Below are 15,982 nucleotides of genomic sequence, written 5' to 3' on the forward strand. Positions count from 1 at the left end.
CCCGGCCCGAGACAGCGAACCGGCCGGCCACGGCGACTGTGCCGGCCGGTTCCGCTCACCCACCCGTCGGCCGCACGCCCGCGCTGCGCGGCCGGATCTCGGCGCCGTGGGAGAACGACGCGGCCTCGGCGCCGCGCTGCGGCGCCTGCTGGGCACGCAACCGCGGCAGCGCGCGCTGCAACGCCTCGATCAGCAGGTCGGCGAGGTCGTGGCTGAAACCGTTGCGCACCACCACGCGCAGCACCGCCAAATCCTCCCGATCGGCCGGGAAGGTGTAGGCGGGCACCAGCCAACCCTGTTCCCGCAGCGCCGCCGAGACGTCGAAGACCGAATACCCGGTCTCGCCCTCGGCCAGCGTGAAGGCGAAGACGGGCAACTGCCGGCCGTCGGTGATCAACCGGAACGCGCCCAGCTGCGCGATGCGGTCGGCCAGTGCGGACGCGACCTCGCGGCAGTAGCCCTGCACCCGCGCGTAGCCGCGGTGCCCGAGCCGCAGGAAGGTGTAGTACTGGGCCACCACCTGCGCGCCGGGCCGGGAGAAGTTCAGCGCGAAGGTCGGCATCTCCCCGCCGAGGTAGTTCACCCGGAAGACCAGGGCGTCCGGTAAGGCGGCGGCGTCGCGCCACAGCACCCAGCCCACCCCCGGATAGATCAGCCCGTATTTATGGCCCGAGGTGTTGATCGAGGCGACCCGGGGTTGCCGGAAATCCCACTCCAGTTCCGGATCGCAGAACGGCGCGATCATGGCGCCCGACGCCCCGTCCACGTGCACCGGGATATCCCAGCCGTGCTCGGCCTGCACTCGGTCCAGCGCCGCGCAGATCTCGGCGACCGGTTCGTAGCTGCCGTCGAATGTGGACCCCAGGATCGCCACCACCCCGATCGTGTTCTCGTCGCAGCGGGCCGCCGCTTCCTCAGCGGTGAGATGGAACCGCTCCCCCGACATCGGCACCACGCGCGGTTCGACATCCCAGTACTCGGCGAACTTCTCCCAGCACACCTGGACATTGATCCCCATCACCAGGTTCGGTCGCTCGGTCGACTGTCCGGCGGCCCGGCGCCGCAGCTGCCACCGGCGCTTCATGGCCAGTCCGGCCAGCATGCATGCCTCACTGGAGCCGGTGGTCGAACACCCGACGGCATGGTCCGGGTCGGCGGCGTGCCACAGACCGGCCAGGATACGCACACAGCGCTGCTCCAGTTCGGCGGTGCGCGGGTACTCGTCCTTGTCGATCATGTTCTTGTCGGAGCATTCGCTCATCAGCACCTGCGCCGCGGGTTCCATCCAGGTGGTGACGAAGGTGGCGAGGTTGAGCCGGGCATTGCCGTCGAGCAACAGTTCGTCGTGCACGATCTGATAGGCGGTCTCGCTGTCCAGCTCCCCGGCGGGCAACCGGTTGCGGGGCACCTCGACCGGCTCCCGGGTGAACACCGGATTCACCGCGATATCGTCCCGGCCGGAGCCGCCGGGCCGAGACGGATGAGTCAATGCCATGGAGACCTCCACCAGCATCGGGACCGGACGTGACACCGCCCGGGCGGGCGGGCAACCCGAGTATCACCTGGCGAGCACCTGTTCCGGCGCACGGCGGGCCGCCCCGGCGGGTCGGGTGCCCCGCTCCCCTGTTCCCGCAGGGGCCCGGGTAGGCCACTCCGGGCGATTGCGCGGTGCCGAACCACCCCCCATCTGGGCGGGATCTCCCCCGCGGCCGGTCGGCGCGGGCTACGCTCGGCCGATCGGTCCGCGCGCCGGCCATCGCGCCCGGCGTCGCCGGATCGTGGCATTCCCCCTGGTCGTACATCCGCACATCCGCATCACCAGAGGAGGAGACCCGTGAAATCCGTCAACGCGTATCTCATGTTCAACGGCAACGCCGAGGAGGCGTTCACCTTCTACCAGTCGGTGTTCGGTGGCGAACTCCAGCTGATCCGGTTCGGCGATATGGGCGAGGGCGCGAACCTGCCGGACGAGGCGAAGAGCCTGGTGGCGCATACGGCACTGCCGCTGGCCGGGACCGGCCAGCTACTGATGGGCTCGGACTGCCCGCCGGGGCAGACCGTGGAGGTTCCGCAGCGGCCGAACTTCACCGTATGCCTCGAGGTCGGCGACCGCGACGAAGCGGAGCGGGTGTTCGGCGCGCTGAGCGAGGGCGGGTCGGTGGATATGCATCTCGCCGAGACGGAGTGGACCGAACTGTTCGGCATGCTCACCGACAAGTTCTCCATACCCTGGATGATCGACTTCAACTCGTCGCAGTAGCGGCCGCCGGCATCCCTATGAGCGCCGGGCGACCCGAGGCCCCGCCGGCACGATCCGGTTCCGGCGTGGTGCTGGCCGTGCTGTGCGCGGGCCAGTTCCTCATGGCCCTCGACAGTTCGGTGATGAACGTATCCATGGCGACCGTGGCGCAGGACCTCGGGACGAGCATCACCGGTATCCAGACCGCCATAACCCTGTACACGCTGGTGATGGCGTCGCTGATGATCACCGGCGGGAAGATCGGCGCGATCGTCGGCCGTCGGCGCGTCTTCGGAATCGGTCTGGTCGTGTACGGCCTGGGGTCGTTCGTCACCGGTCTCGCGCCGAATCTCGCCGTCCTGCTGGTGGGCTGGTCACTGCTCGAGGGGATCGGCGCGGCATTGATCATGCCGGCGATCGTGGCCCTGGTGGCCGCGAATATCCCGGCCGAACGCCGGACCGCGGCCTACGGTCTCGTCGCGGCCGCGGCCGCCGCGGCGATCGCGGTGGGCCCGCTGCTGGGTGGCGCGGTGACGACCTACGCCTCCTGGCGGTTCGTCTTCTTCGGCGAAGTGGGCGTGGTCGTCCTGATCCTGTTGCTGTTACGCAGGATGAACGACACCTCCGCCGAACAGGCCCACCTCGACTATCTCGGTTCGGCGCTGTCGGTCTGCGGCCTGGCCATGATCGTCTACGGCGTCCTCCGCTCGAGCGAATGGGGCTGGATCCAGGAACGGCCCGGCGCCCCGGCCGTGTTCGGCCTGTCCCCGGTGATCTGGCTGCTGCTCGGTGGACTGCTCGTGCTGTACCTGCTCCGCGAACGGCTGGCGGCCTGCGTACGCACCGGGCGCGAACCGCTCTTCGACCCGGAACTACTGGGCAACCGGCAACTCACCGGCGGTCTGGGGATGTTCTTCGCCCAGTTCGCGGTGCAGGCCGGCGTGTTCTTCACTGTTCCGCTGTTCCTCTCGGTGGTACTCCAGCTCAGCGCACTCGGCACCGGCGCCCGCCTGCTGCCGCTGTCGGTCGCATTGATCGTGACCGCCGTCGGCATTCCGAAATTCGCACCGCGGGTGGGCGCCCGGCGCGTGGTCCGCCTGGGCCTGCTCTCCATGAGCGTCGGGATACTGCTGCTGGCCGGCGGAATGGACCCCGGGGCCGACGCGCGCGTCGTCGCGATCCCGATGGTGCTGATGGGCGCGGGTCTGGGTGCGCTGGCGTCGCAACTGGGCGCGGTGACCGTCTCCGCGGTGCCCGAATCGCGCAGTGCCGAGGTCGGCGGGCTGCAGAACACCGCCACCTACCTCGGCGCGTCGCTGGGCACCGCGCTGATCGGCTCCATCCTGATCGCCACCCTGACCTCGTCGGTCACCGACGGGATCGAGAACAATCCCGCAGTGCCGGCCGCCGTCCAGGAGCAGGCCACCACCGTGCTGGCCGAGGGCGTCCCGTTCCTGTCCGACACCCAGTTACGCGACGCACTCGCCGCCGCCGGAGTGGACGAACCCACCGCCGATTCGGTCGTCTCGGTCAATACCGCGGCCCGCCTGGACGCGCTGCACACGGCGTTCGCGGCCACGGCACTGCTGGCCGTCATCGCGCTGTTCGGTACCCGGCGGCTACCGGAACGGCCCCTGGCCCAGGCGGACGACGACGCCGGTCCACCCGCTTCCGGATGATCCCGTGGCCGTGCATCGGTCACCGGCATCCCCGTATCGGGCAGTCGGCCGCGGACTCGGCCGGCCGCCGAATACCGAACCGCGACTCCCGAAAAGGGCACCCGAGATCTCGCGGAGCCGGACCGCTCAGCGGAACCGGAATACGTCGGGCAACCACGGAGCCCGGCGGTGATGCGGCCGGCTTCGGTTGGCCCACAGCGGATTCGATTCGTCACGCCGGTACACCGTGAGCTGGCCCGCCACCGAGAAGCGCAGATGGGTGGCGCTGCCGAACACTTCACCGTCGGCCGCGAGCGATTCGGGCCGGGGCAGGTACACAAACAGCTCCGACAGTTGCCGTTCCCCGTAGACCCGGCTGTGCCCGATGGCGGCCAACAGCAGCGACACCACCGCGCGGGTGCGGGACCAGCGCAGATCGGCGCGCAACCAGCGCACGTCGAGCAGTCCGGAATCGAGCTGGTCCCGGAACGCCGGGACGGCGCCGTGCGGATGGTAGGGCCCGTTGCCGACGAAGAGGAACCACACCCGCTGCCAGTGATCGTCGAGGTAGATCTCGATCGGTTCGGCCCGGCGCAGGGTGACCACGAGCGCCGCCGCGAACGCGGGCCACTTACCCCACCGTGACTGCCATTTCTCGCGCAACCGGACCAGATCCGGGTAGGAGCCGAGGCTGAAGGTGTTGATCAGGTGCCGGGTCCCCATCTCGGTCGCGTCACCGTACTGGACACCGGCGATATCGACCGCGACGGCCTCCCCCACACCGGTGGCGTCGACGACCTCGACCAAATCGTAGACACCGAGGTCGCGGGCGAAATGATTGAGCGTGCCGGTCGGGATCACCACCAGCGGCAGCCCGCGGCGCAGGGCGACCGCGGCCACCGCGGCGACGGTCCCGTCACCACCGGCCACCCCGAGGGCCGCGACCGGCTCCGGCTGTTCGGCAATGGCCTGCTCCAGGAGTTCGGCGCAGTCCACATTCGGCCGGGTGCGCAGCACGACCGCGGCGGGCAGGGCCGCGGCGATATCGTCGGTGGGGTCGTAGTTGGCGTCACCGGACACCGGGTTCACCATGACGACGAGCCCTTTGCCCTCGGCGAGCACCGGCGCCTCGCGGACCAGCCGGGCCCGCGCCTCATCGGATTCGCGCACCGGCCACCAGCGCCGGGTGGCCAGCGCGATCCCGGAACCCACGGCGGCCCCGACGAGGACATCCGAACCCCAGTGCACTCCCGTGTGAACCCGGGAGTAGGCGACCGCCGCGGCCAGCGGCGCCACCGCCAGCGCGGTGCGCGGGCTCTCCATCGCGACCGCCGTCGCGAAGGCCGCGGCGCTGGCGCTGTGCCCGGACGGGAACGACGACGAGGACGGGGCCGGGGAGAGCCGCCGGTACTGCGGCATCAGTTCCGCGGCCGGACGGCGGCGCGCGAACACCGGCTTGAGCACGATATTGGCCACAAAGCTGGCACCGGCCACCGAAACCACCCCGCGCAACGCCGCCCGCCGGGTGGCCCCCTGGCGCACCGCGAGCAACCCTGCGCAGGCCATCCACAGAACACTGTGATCGGCGCTGCCGGTCAGTCGCAGCAAGCCCGCGTCCAGCCGGGAGGCGGGCAGTTCCGCCACCGCACCGCCCACCGCGCGATCGAATCGTCCTATTCTCCGGAACCTGCGGCGCGCCCAACCACTCACTCGCCCGACACTACTCATCACCGCGGCCGGGCCGCGAACCGAAGCGGCGCGGGGACCGACCGCGGCCGCTCCGGTACCCGATGCCTACTGGGCGGTGGTCTGCCGCCGCGGCAGCTTCCAGCCGGGCCGCGGGAAGTGGCAGGTGTAGCCGTTCGGGAAGTGCTGCAGATAGTCCTGGTGTTCGGGTTCGGCCTCCCAGAACTCAGGGGCGGGGGTCACCTCGGTGACGACCTTGCCCGGCCACAGACCCGAATCCTCGACATCGACGATGGTGGCCAGCGCCTCCCGTTTCTGCTCGTCGTCGACGTAGAAGATCTCCGAGCGATAGCTGCTGCCGATATCGTTGCCCTGACGATCCTTGGTGGTCGGATCGTGGATCTGGAAGAAGAACTCCAGCAGCGCCCGGTAGTCGGTCTTGGCCGGGTCGTAGACGATCTCCACGGCCTCCGCGTGACCCGGATGGTTGCGGTATGTGGGGTGATCGTTGCGCCCGCCGGTATAGCCGACGCGCGTCGATACGACTCCCGGCTGCTTGCGGATCAGCTCCTGCATACCCCAGAAGCACCCACCGGCCAGGATCGCCTTACGCGTTTCGGTCACGCTTCCTCCTCAGTCCTCCGCCTTCCTGCCCCGGGTACAACCCGCGACCGGGGCAGGAAAGTCCCGTTCGCTGTCCGACCGGCGGGCGGTCACGCCCGATGCGCGGTCACCAGCAGATACTCCCACTCCATCCGGCCGTTGCCCAGATCGTGCGCGGCGCCGAGCTCGGCCAGTTCCCGATCCAGCCGCGCGGCCCGGTCCGGCTCGTCGGCGAGCGTTTTGTACACGGTGACCAGGGGACCGTAGTTGGCCTTGAAGAAGTCGCGGAAGGCGGCGCCGTCGGCGAAGCAGTTGACCACCGCGTGGTCCCGGCGCAGCTCCAGCTCGGTCACCCGGTCCCCGAGCAGTTCCGTGACATGCGCTTCGTCGCCCCACAGCGGCGGCGGCTGCGCACCGGGCGGCGGGACGGGGGCGTACGGCTTCATGACGGCGAACATCCGGCCGATGAACCCTTCCGGCGTCCAGTTGATCAGGCCGATATTCCCGCGCGTCCGGGTCACCCGGACCAGCTCGTCGGCGGCGGTCCGATGGGACGGCGCGAACATCACCCCGACGCAGGAGAGCACCGCGTCGAAGGCACCGGCGTCGTAGGGCAGGTCTTCGGCGTCGGCCTGTTCCCAGGTGAGCTCGACACCCGCGGCGGCGGCATTGCGGCGGCCGGCCTCGAAGAGTTCGGGGGTGAGGTCACTCGCGACGACCTCCGCGCCCGCCTCGGCCGCCGGTATCGCCGCGTTCCCGGCGCCGGCGGCGATATCCAGGACCCGCTGCCCGGGTCCGATACCGCAGGCGGCGACCAGCCTCCGGCCGAGTCCGGGAATCACATCGGCGGCCACCCGGGGGTAGTCACCGGAGGCCCACATCGCTCTGTGCTTGTCCTTGAGGTCGGGCGCGAACTGCGTCATGGTCTGCTCCTCGGAGTCGATCGGAACCTGGAACCGCTCACGGCAGGTCGCGCCCTCCGGACAACTTCGCGGCCGCCCTCTGTAGTCGTTTCGCCAGCTCAACGGCGTGCCGAGCTCGTCCTATTGTCGGCCCCGGCGGCCCGCGCCGCAAACCCCGGATTCCCGAACCGCCACCGTGACCGTCACGGAACCGGGTAGCCCGAACGCACCGCCCCGGGCTACGCGCCGAGGCCGGCGGGATGCGGCCGCCGCGGCCCGCTCGGTCGAGCGGCTACGTGTGGAACTCACCGCCCGCGCGGAACAACTCGATGCCCGCACCCTGTTCGCCGAACACGGAGGCGCTGTACAGCTTCCCGAGATCGCGCGCGCGGCCGGCGTCGGCATCGGCACCGTCTACCGTCACTTCCCCACCCACGGCGATCTGGTCGAAGCGGCTGCCGCACAACGGTTCGCCGAGATCGAGGGCTTCGCCCGTGACTGCCTGACCACCGCGGTACCGGGGAGCGCACTGGCCCGCTATCTGCATCACGTCGGCGAGCTTTTGGCAGCCGACCGCGGCCTGTCCGCCGCCATCGAATCCACTCGGCGCTCGGCGGGCAGTGAGCCCCGGGGCGCGGCCCGCGCCGGTCTCGAGGTCGTACTCGGCGAGATCATCGCACTCGACCGGGCCGCGGGCACACTACGCGCCGACTGCACCGTGGCCGACATCTACATGATCGTGGGCGCCCTGTCGGCGACCATTCGCACGGCCGCCGGTGACTGGCGCAGACTCCTGGCCGTAGTCCTCGACGGGCTGCGTCGGTAGGGCGATCGCGAGCTCGCGCGGCAGACCCCGGACAACGACCGTAGAGTTCCACAGGACAGGCAGGGAGCGCGTCCTGGCCGCCACCGAGCACATACCTCCGGCCGGCGCGTGTCACCCGCGGCCACTTTTACCAAACACAATGTGCCGCAGGGTAATTCATGCCGCAACAGATCCGGCGACCCGGTCGCGTATCGTGCCCGAGCGGGTCGCCACGACGGGACCGAGCGACTCGGGCCTCTCGTCGACCACTGCGAAACTACGGAGTCACTTTGAGCACCTCACAGCCCGATACCCACACCCCGCCCCGTACCGTCCACGGCTCACCCTTCGCCGACGAAGGCCCCCGTATCCCCCTCTATGCACCCGAATTCGCCGAGGACCCCCACCGGGCGTTCCAGCAGATGCGGCGTGAACACCGCTCGATGGTGCCCGTGGATCTCGCACCCGATGTGCCCGCGACCCTGGTCATCGACCACCGGACCGCCGTCCACATCCTCAACGACCACGAACACTTCCCCGCCGACCCGCGCACCTGGCAGCAGAGCATGCCCGCCGACTGCCCCGTACTGCCGATCATGGAATGGCGGCCGGTCCCGGCCCGTAGCACCGGAATCGACCAGCAGCGGTACCGGTCGGCGAATCTGTCCGCGCTCGCCGAGGTGGATCTACACGGACTCCGCGCGTCGGTGGAGCAGATCGCGACCCCGCTGATCAACTCGTTCTGCGAGACCGGCCGGGCCGACCTGCTGATGCAGTACACCTTCCCGCTGGCCTTCGGGGTCTGCAACACCCTGCTCGGCTGCCCACCCGAGATCGGACAGCAGGTCGCGGCCGGTATGGCCGCCATGTTCGAAGGGATCGACGCCGGAGCCGGTAACCAGATGATCAATGCCGCACTGGCCGAACTGGTCGCGCTCAAACGCGCCGAGCCCGGGGACGATGTCACCTCGCGCCTACTACAGCACCCCGCCGAACTGGACGAGGACGAAATGGTCCATCAGCTGGCGGGTCTGTACGGGGCGGTGATCGAGTTGCAGCAGAATCTCGTGGCGAACGCGCTACTGCTCATCCTCACCGAGGAACGCTTCGGCGGAAATGTGCTCGGCGGCAGTCTCTCCACCCGGGACGCCCTCGACGAAGCGCTGTTCGACAACCCGCCCATGGCCAACTTCCTCATCACCTACCCACGCCAGCCGATCCTCATCGACGACGTCTGGCTCCCCGCCCACCAACCCGTCGTCATCAGCATCGCCGCCTGCAACCACGACCCCTCCATCCGCGCCGACGACCACCGCGGCAACCGCTCCCACCTCTCCTGGGGCCTGGGCCAGCGGACCTGCCCGGCGCAGACCCCGGCCTATCTGGTCGCCCAGGACGCCATCGACCTGCTGCTCGATGCGCTTCCCGAACTGGAGTTGGACGCCCCCGAGGGACCCGTCTGGCGACCGGGCCCCTTCCACCGGTCACTCACCGCGCTGCCGGTGAAATTCCCGCCGTCACCGCCGATCTTCCTCGGGTGACGCGGACGCGTCCCCGCTCCGGCCGCCGCGATGCGGACCTTCGATGGTCCGCGCGGCGCGCACCCAGACGCTCTCGATATCGAACCGGTCGGCCTGCCACGAGTCGGTGGCCACCCGGACCCGGTCACGCCAGGCCCGCATGATCCGAGCATGTACCGGCCAGCGCACGAAGCGCCGCATATCCCGCTCGCTGTTCCATACGGAGATGGAACCGCCGCGCAATTGCGCGGGCCGACCCCACAGCCACACTCCGACCGCGCCCTGCAGCACCGGCAAGGTCTCGCCCAGTTCGAGCCCCTCCTGGTAGATCTGCCGGACATCCTTCTCCGATGTCGCCAGGAAATCGGTCACGCTGACGAACACCGTCCCGGCAGGGTCGGCGCCGGGGCCCGGCTTCCACGGCATGAGCACGGCGCCCTCCGAGAACGGCGGCGCGGCGGTCATGAGCCGGCTCGCACGGCGCCGACTTCGCCACGGGCACACCGCCGATCGCCCAGCGGCCGTCGGGTAGACCGATCAGCCGGATGTCCACGATGTCCCGGGCCCAGTCGCCGTAGACCTCGACGACCGCGTCGGTCAGCCCGTCGATCAGCCCGGCCTCCCGACCGGCGAGGTCGCGTTCCAGGACGTGCACAGTCAGATGCGGCATCGGAGCCCCTGGGATGGATCAAAGAACAAAGAATATCTGCAAACAAAGGTAAATCGGAGGTTGTCAGGTGTCAGCACCCGACTCCGCGGACGACACCGTCTGGCAGCTGCTGCTCCTGATGCCGCGTCTGGTCGGCCGGGCGAAGCGGATGCGCCCGCCGGCCGAGCTGCAGTCGTTCGACCTGGCCCCGCGACATCTGTCGCTGCTGGCGCTGCTTCTGCTCGACGGCCCGCAGACCGTCTCACAACTGGCCGCCCGGCTCGGTGTCGCGGCGGCCACCGGTGAACGACCCGGACCCGCCCGAGTAACGCCCGCCCGCTTGACGGGATCCGAGGCGCCGGGCGACACTCGGCCGTCGGAAGGATGACACATGGGGTCAATGCTTTTCGCGATCGCCCTGCCGCTGGCACTGGGAATCGTCATGTTCGGCCTGGGGCTGACCCTCACCGTCGACGACTTCGCCCGGGTGGCACGCTTCCCCAAGGCGGCGCTGATCGCATTGACCTGTCAGCTGATCGTGCTGCCCGCCCTCTGCTTCGGCCTGGTGCGGCTGTTCGGCCTCGAGGGCGCGTTGGCGGTGGGCATAATGCCTGCTGGCCGCCTCGCCCGGCGGCACATCGGCGAATCTGTTCAGCCATATCGCCGGCGGCAACGTCGCCTTGAACATCACGCTGACGGCGGTGAACTCGGTGCTCGCCGTCTTCACGCTGCCGATCGTGGTGGGGCTGTCCTATTCGGTGTTCCTGGACGACGGCACGGGTATCGGCCTGCAACCGGGCAAGTTCCTCCAGGTCTTCGCCCTGGTCCTGGTCCCGGTGGTGCTCGGCATGACGGTGCGGCGCCTCTTCGCCGCCTGGGCCCTGCGGATGCACACCACCGTCAAGATCGCCGCGGCGGTGGTGCTGGCACTGGTGGTCGTCGCGGCCCTGGTCTCGGAGTTCGACGCCTTCACCGAGCATGTCGGGCAGCTGGGCGCCATCGCCCTGCTGCTGTGCGTATGCAGCCTGCTCATCGGCTACGCGGTACCGCGCGCGTTCGGAGTGGAGCGGGCGGACGCGATCGCCGCCGGTATGGAGATCGGCGTGCACAACGCGGCCCTGGCCATCACCATCGCGGTGACCGTACTGGGCAACGAGACCATGGCGGTCCCCGGCGCGGTGTACGGCTTCCTCATGAACATCCCCGCGGCCCTCGCCACCTTCCTGTTCGCCCGCTCCCGGCGCACCGAACCCGCTCCGGCCCCGGCCTGAGGACACGTCCCGAAAGGAGCCCGCCATGGGCGCGATCGATGTCTGGGCCCAGCAGGTGGGCCCGCGAATGGCCCGCGAGCCCTGGCCGGCCACCCTGCTGCGCTGGACCGGTAAGGACTCCGACGATATGGCCCCCGGTATCGACCGGACGCTCGCGCGGATGGACGCCGGCGGAGTGGATCTCGCACTGCTGTCGGCCTGGTACGGGCCCGGCGGCCCGCTGATCACCAACGACGAGGTGCGGGCCGCCGTCGAGCACGCACCCACCAGATTCCGCGGCCTGCTCGGAGTCGACCTCCGTGATCCCGTGCGTGCCGCTCGGACCGTCCGCGAACTGGCCGGCGGGTCATGTGGGACTCCCGTGGCTGGACGAAGTCGTCACGCTCACGGTCAAATTCCCGAACTTCTACGTCGACACCTCCGCCTACGCGCTCGACCGGCTGCCCGCGGCGTTTCTCGACTACGCCCGGACACTGGGCCGCCGCCGCGTCATGTTCGGCACGAACTGGCCGATGATCGATCCGGTCCGGGCACTGCGCGACCTGACGGGTCTGGGCCGGGACGAGGAACTGCGTGCCGATTTCCTCGCGGGCACCGCCCGGCGAGTGTTCCGCCTGCCCGATGCCCCGGCCGCGGCGGCCCGGGCGTGAGTACCCTCGATCCGCCACCGGCCGCCGGACCCTGATCCGCCTGGCGACCGTCCCGGCCGCCGAGCGCAGGCCGGATACCGACGTGAACCCGCTGGGCCGCGGCTCTCCGTCGGCTCATTCCCGGGAGGTGAACGGCCCCGCGACGATCCGGCTCCCGGTGATCGACAGGTCGGCATCGAAATCGCATTCGATCACCGCGCTGGTGAACCGGGCCGATCGCTCGTAGATCTCGGATACGTGGCCGGTCAGCCAATGCGCGATGCCCAGGGATCCGACGCCCGTCACGCCGGCGATATGAACGATGACCCGGCCGTCGGCCACCTGCCGGGCGAGATAGCCGATATCGATCCGGTTCGTGCTGTCGGCACGGAACGGAGAACCGTACCGGCGCCCGGCAGCTCTGTCGACGAGATACCAGGTGCCGTCGATGTTCTCGAAGCCGAGGGCCTTGTCGGCGGCGAGCAGGCGCCGCGCCACCGGGGCCGCCTCCGGCTCGCAGATCACCACGGCGTCTCCGGCAGGGATGTCCTCGGTGTCGGACTCGATCTCGAATCGCGTGGACGCCATCGACAGGCGGGCCAGGTCGACTTCCACACGCTGCTGGGTCGCCTGGTAACTCACATCGAAGCGCACACGTTCGGGCTCGTCCTCGTTTTCGTCCGGCCGGGGAATCCCGACCGCTACCGGGCCGACACCGAAAAACGCGCGTTCGGCCGGCGGGGCGCTCGCCCTGATCTGGCTGATCCGGCCTTTCGTCACCCCGAGTAGCCCCGCGATCTCGGTGAAACTGAGACCGGCCCGATGCGCTTCTTCGATCGCCTCCTTGCGAAGTCTCGCCAGCTCGGTGGCTCGCTGCTGGTAGAGCGTGATCAGTTCGGTGGCCCGCTGACCACGGCGCACCGGGTCCGGATCGCTACGGACCTCGTCGAACTCGCCGGCTCCATCCACACCGTGGAGTTTAGAGGCGCTTGACGGCAAACCCGCAGCGGCCGTATCGTCGTGTTTATACCCCCTCAACCGCAACGAACCCCACGCGATACTGGTTTATGGGGGGTAAACGTTCGTTCCGAACATGCTCCGCTCTCCCGGCCCGAGATAGACGTCCCTGTTCAATTCAACGAACCTGCGAGGTCAGACCATGCCCGAACAGCGCCCGCCACTGCCCATCCGGACCACCAATCGAGCCATGGCCGCAACTCTGCGGCTGTGGCAGATCACCCGGTGCACAGACCTCACGGTCCTGGAACGGGTCGCCGCCGGACTGCGTGAGCTACCCGACGAGCGCCCGCGAAACCCTCACGCACCCGACGCTCTCCCGGGCGAGCTACATCCCGGCGCGACTACGCCGCACCGGGTCCGGCATTCCCCGGATGCCACCGACGCCTGACAACCACCCAGTGCAGAAAGACGGATATGCCACAGCAAGGCGAACCGGTGTGCGGCTGCCGCATCGCGCCCTGGATCCACACCGGAATGCTCGTACCGAAATCCGCCCCCGGGCTCTACTACTGCCCGGAGAAGTTGTACTGCCTCCACGGCACCCGGCTCGAGCACGGCCGGGTCGCGGACCATTGGCGCAACGTGCCGGGCGAATGCCCCTGGGTAGGAATCGAAGTCGTCGACAGACCGATATGCAGGTGCGGGCGCGGACCCTGGATCAACCTCCGGTACCTGCGAATCTTCCTCCGCAAGAATCTCGTCGGGCCTGTCACGGCCATCGGCTGTCCGGGCCGGTGCCCGGGGACCCTGGTATCGGTCGACGAGGAACGAATAGTCGACCATCCGCGCGACAACCGCATCCGGTGCCCCTGGTCCGGCACGCGGATCATCCCCATCGGCACTCCCCCGCCGCTGTTCCCGTCGACCCGCTGAGCCCACCGCCGGTGCGGCACCGGGGCCACCGATCGGTCCGTTGTCGGTCGCAGATCGCTCGCGGCCGGGCTGGGGCCGGGGTCACCACCACCGAAGTACCGGCACCGACGGTCGCGGCGTCGGCCGGGAGTTCGACGCTCGGCTCCCGCGCCGGAGATGACCGCGGTACAGAGCACACCGCTGGTCGGCCCCCGGCGCAGGAGCGTCGGCGACCGTCCGATCGACATCGCCGCCCTCGGCGCCGCGTTGTACGTCCACGATGTACGAACCGTGCAGTACGGAGCTCGACTAGCATCGGTCGACAGTCGATCGAAGGAGAACGACATCGTGCGCCGACAGATCCTCAACCAACCCGAGACCGCGCCCGAGGAGGCACTCGAGGGGCTGGCACTCACCAATCCGACACTCGTCGCCTACGACCGCACGCGCGGCATCGTCACCCGGGCCACCCCGGCCCGCGACAAGGTCGGCCTGGTCTCCGGCGGCGGATCCGGCCACGAACCCCTCCATGCCGGCTTCGTCGGATACGGCATGCTCGACGTGGCCGTACCCGGCGCGGTATTCGCCAGCCCGACGGCACTGCAGGTGCACGAGGGCACCGTGGCCGCCGACTCCGGGCGGGGCGTCGTACAGATCGTGAAGAACTACACCGGCGACGTCCTCAACTTCCGGATCGCCGGCGAACTGGCCGGTGACGACAACGCCGTCGCGACCGAAACCGTGCTCGTCGACGACGATCTGGCCACCCAGATCGCGGACGACGACGGCCCGGGCCGTCGCGGCACCGCGGCCGTGCTCGCGGTCGAGAAACTCTGCGGCGCGAGCGCGGAGGCCGGCGCCGATCTGCATACGGTCGCCGAAGTCGGCCGCCGCGTCGCGCGCAACGCCCGGACGCTCGGCTTCGCGCTCGCCGCCGGTACGCACCCCGGCGAAACCGCGCCCGCGTTCACGCTCGAGCCCGGCGAGGTCGAACTGGGTGTCGGCATCCACGGCGAACGCGGCACCGGCCGGGTGCCGTTCGCCGACGCCGATACGCTGGTATCGCTACTGGTCGACCCGCTGGTCGCCGAACTCGGACTGTCGCGCGGATCCGCGGTGATCGCCATCGTCAACGGTCTCGGCGGCGCCTATCCCCTCGAACTGTCCATCGCGGCGCGCGCGGTGCACCGGCAACTCGCCGGACGCGGTATCACCGTCGCCCGCTCACTGGCCGGTAGCTATGTCACCTCGCTCGATATGGTCGGGGTCTCGCTCACGCTGCTGCCCGCCGACTCCGATCTGCTTCCGCTCTGGGACGCGCCCGTGCGCACCCCGGCCCTGACCTGGTGAAGGAGCCCTGCTCATGAACAGCGAAGCACTACCCGCGGGATTCGGGCAGCGTTGGGTGCACACCATGTTCGACGCCTTCCTCGACCGCACCGAAGCACTCGCCGATCTCGACCGCCGCGCCGGTGACGGCGATTTCGGCGCCAATATCGCCGCCGCCCTGCGGCGCACCCGCGAGAACATCGACACCACCGAACCCACCTCCTACCCGGACTGGCTGACCGCGGTATCCCGCGGTTTCCTCGGCACCGGTGGCACCAGCGGTCCACTCTTCGGCATGTTCTTCCGCGAACTCGCCCGCTGCGCAACCGGTTCCGAACCCACCCTGGCGGAATTCTCCCAGGGCCTGACCGCCGGCGTGGCCACCGTGCAGCGGTACGGGAAAGCCGAAGTCGGGCACAAGACCATGGTCGACGCGCTCGCACCGGCCGCCGAAACCCTCGCCGCCCGCGTCGCCGACGGCAACCCCGCCGCGGCCCTCACCGCCACCGCCGACGCCGCGGTGACGGGCGCGTCCGGCACCGTATCCCTGGTGGCCAAACGCGGCCGGGCCAGCTACGTCGGCGAGGTCGCGCGTGGCGTGCTGGACCCGGGCGCGGCCGCCGCCGCCCTGATCCTGCAGGCCGCCGCCGCGGCCTGCGCAGAGCCGCCGGGCGATATCGATACCGGGTGGCTCGGCAGCGCGACCGCCTGAGAAAGTGTTGGTGAACCCGGCGGTGTAAGGGCGTGTCGCTCATGCTATTCGGGGTGTTGGGTCGATGATGTCGGCTGGTGTGCCCGTGTTCGTGTAAGCCTGCCTAT

At 69.7% G+C, this 15,982-nt stretch carries 15 protein-coding genes and 2 pseudogenes; 11 read left to right on the forward strand and 6 right to left on the reverse strand.

The window, feature by feature from the left end:
- Positions 1-55: 55 nt before the first annotated feature.
- Positions 56-1,495: a glutamate decarboxylase gene (locus ACLML9_RS21545; protein WP_411947226.1), complete on the reverse strand. Its 1,440-nt coding sequence runs from the start codon at positions 1,493-1,495 to the stop codon at positions 56-58.
- A gap of 339 nt (positions 1,496-1,834) precedes the next feature.
- On the opposite strand from ACLML9_RS21545, the gene ACLML9_RS21550 reads away from it, so the two are divergent.
- Both ACLML9_RS21550 and ACLML9_RS21555 read left to right on the forward strand, forming a co-directional pair.
- Positions 1,835-2,260, forward strand: a complete 426-nt coding sequence (locus ACLML9_RS21550; RefSeq protein WP_411947227.1) for a VOC family protein — start codon at positions 1,835-1,837, stop codon at positions 2,258-2,260.
- A gap of 17 nt (positions 2,261-2,277) precedes the next feature.
- Positions 2,278-3,918: an MFS transporter gene (locus ACLML9_RS21555; RefSeq protein WP_411947228.1), complete on the forward strand. Its 1,641-nt coding sequence runs from the start codon at positions 2,278-2,280 to the stop codon at positions 3,916-3,918.
- A gap of 126 nt (positions 3,919-4,044) precedes the next feature.
- On the opposite strand, the gene ACLML9_RS21560 is transcribed toward ACLML9_RS21555, so the two are convergent.
- The 3 genes from ACLML9_RS21560 to ACLML9_RS21570 all read right to left on the reverse strand — a co-directional run bounded on the left by ACLML9_RS21560 (position 4,045) and on the right by ACLML9_RS21570 (position 7,109).
- The gene (locus ACLML9_RS21560; RefSeq protein ID WP_411947229.1) at positions 4,045-5,553 is read right to left on the reverse strand and encodes a bifunctional phosphatase PAP2/diacylglycerol kinase family protein; all 1,509 of its coding nucleotides are present in this window, start codon (positions 5,551-5,553) and stop codon (positions 4,045-4,047) included.
- A 138-nt stretch (positions 5,554-5,691) separates the two neighbouring features.
- Positions 5,692-6,159 carry a peptide-methionine (S)-S-oxide reductase MsrA gene (gene msrA, locus ACLML9_RS21565; RefSeq protein WP_411947239.1) on the reverse strand — a complete coding sequence of 156 codons (468 nt, stop codon included), beginning with the start codon at positions 6,157-6,159 and terminating at the stop codon, positions 5,692-5,694.
- 137 nt (positions 6,160-6,296) lie between these two features.
- Entirely contained in the window at positions 6,297-7,109 is an 813-nt protein-coding gene (locus ACLML9_RS21570; protein WP_411947230.1) for a class I SAM-dependent methyltransferase, read from the reverse strand.
- Positions 7,110-7,386: 277 nt separating this feature from the next.
- On the opposite strand from ACLML9_RS21570, the gene ACLML9_RS21575 reads away from it, so the two are divergent.
- Together ACLML9_RS21575 and ACLML9_RS21580 are read left to right on the forward strand one after the other, a co-directional pair.
- Positions 7,387-7,914 carry a TetR/AcrR family transcriptional regulator gene (locus ACLML9_RS21575; protein WP_411947231.1) on the forward strand — a complete coding sequence of 176 codons (528 nt, stop codon included), beginning with the start codon at positions 7,387-7,389 and terminating at the stop codon, positions 7,912-7,914.
- Positions 7,915-8,183: 269 nt separating this feature from the next.
- Positions 8,184-9,434: a cytochrome P450 gene (locus ACLML9_RS21580; RefSeq protein WP_411947232.1), complete on the forward strand. Its 1,251-nt coding sequence runs from the start codon at positions 8,184-8,186 to the stop codon at positions 9,432-9,434.
- Here ACLML9_RS21580 and ACLML9_RS21585 read toward each other — a convergent pair.
- Complete coding sequence (locus ACLML9_RS21585) at positions 9,411-9,878, reverse strand: hypothetical protein (RefSeq protein ID WP_411947233.1); 468 nt, start codon at positions 9,876-9,878, stop codon at positions 9,411-9,413. The genes ACLML9_RS21580 and ACLML9_RS21585 overlap by 24 nt on opposite strands.
- A 272-nt stretch (positions 9,879-10,150) precedes the next feature.
- Here ACLML9_RS21585 and ACLML9_RS21590 point away from each other — a divergent pair, with 272 nt between their 5' ends.
- From ACLML9_RS21590 to ACLML9_RS21605, 4 genes and pseudogenes are all read left to right on the forward strand, one after another.
- On the forward strand, positions 10,151-10,450 hold the full coding sequence (locus tag ACLML9_RS21590; protein WP_411947234.1) for a hypothetical protein: 300 nt from the start codon (positions 10,151-10,153) through the stop codon (positions 10,448-10,450).
- Positions 10,451-10,504: 54 nt separating this feature from the next.
- Positions 10,505-10,612 (forward strand): annotated as a pseudogene (locus ACLML9_RS21595) (bile acid:sodium symporter family protein); the annotation flags it as partial.
- Positions 10,613-10,721: 109 nt separating this feature from the next.
- Complete coding sequence (locus ACLML9_RS21600) at positions 10,722-11,333, forward strand: bile acid:sodium symporter family protein (RefSeq protein ID WP_411947240.1); 612 nt, start codon at positions 10,722-10,724, stop codon at positions 11,331-11,333.
- A 311-nt stretch (positions 11,334-11,644) separates the two neighbouring features.
- Positions 11,645-11,983, forward strand: a complete 339-nt coding sequence (locus ACLML9_RS21605; protein ID WP_411947235.1) for an amidohydrolase family protein — start codon at positions 11,645-11,647, stop codon at positions 11,981-11,983.
- A gap of 114 nt (positions 11,984-12,097) precedes the next feature.
- Here the strand turns inward: ACLML9_RS21605 and ACLML9_RS21610 are convergent, their stop codons facing one another.
- Positions 12,098-12,931: a sigma-70 family RNA polymerase sigma factor gene (locus tag ACLML9_RS21610; RefSeq protein WP_411947236.1), complete on the reverse strand. Its 834-nt coding sequence runs from the start codon at positions 12,929-12,931 to the stop codon at positions 12,098-12,100.
- 190 nt (positions 12,932-13,121) lie between these two features.
- On the opposite strand from ACLML9_RS21610, the gene ACLML9_RS21615 reads away from it, so the two are divergent.
- The 3 genes and pseudogenes from ACLML9_RS21615 (at position 13,122) to dhaL (ending at position 15,875) form a co-directional block, all read left to right on the forward strand.
- A complete protein-coding gene (locus ACLML9_RS21615; protein ID WP_411947237.1) occupies positions 13,122-13,370 on the forward strand; it encodes a hypothetical protein in 249 nt (82 codons plus the stop codon).
- Between the two features lie 26 nt (positions 13,371-13,396).
- A complete protein-coding gene (locus ACLML9_RS21620) occupies positions 13,397-13,855 on the forward strand; it encodes a hypothetical protein (RefSeq protein ID WP_411947238.1) in 459 nt (152 codons plus the stop codon).
- A 324-nt stretch (positions 13,856-14,179) separates the two neighbouring features.
- Positions 14,180-15,875: pseudogene (dhaL, locus tag ACLML9_RS21625) on the forward strand (dihydroxyacetone kinase subunit DhaL).
- Positions 15,876-15,982: the final 107 nt, after the last annotated feature.

It is taken from the genome of Nocardia sp. NPDC002869 (assembly GCF_046764065.1).
Lineage (GTDB): Bacteria > Actinomycetota > Actinomycetes > Mycobacteriales > Mycobacteriaceae > Nocardia > Nocardia rhamnosiphila.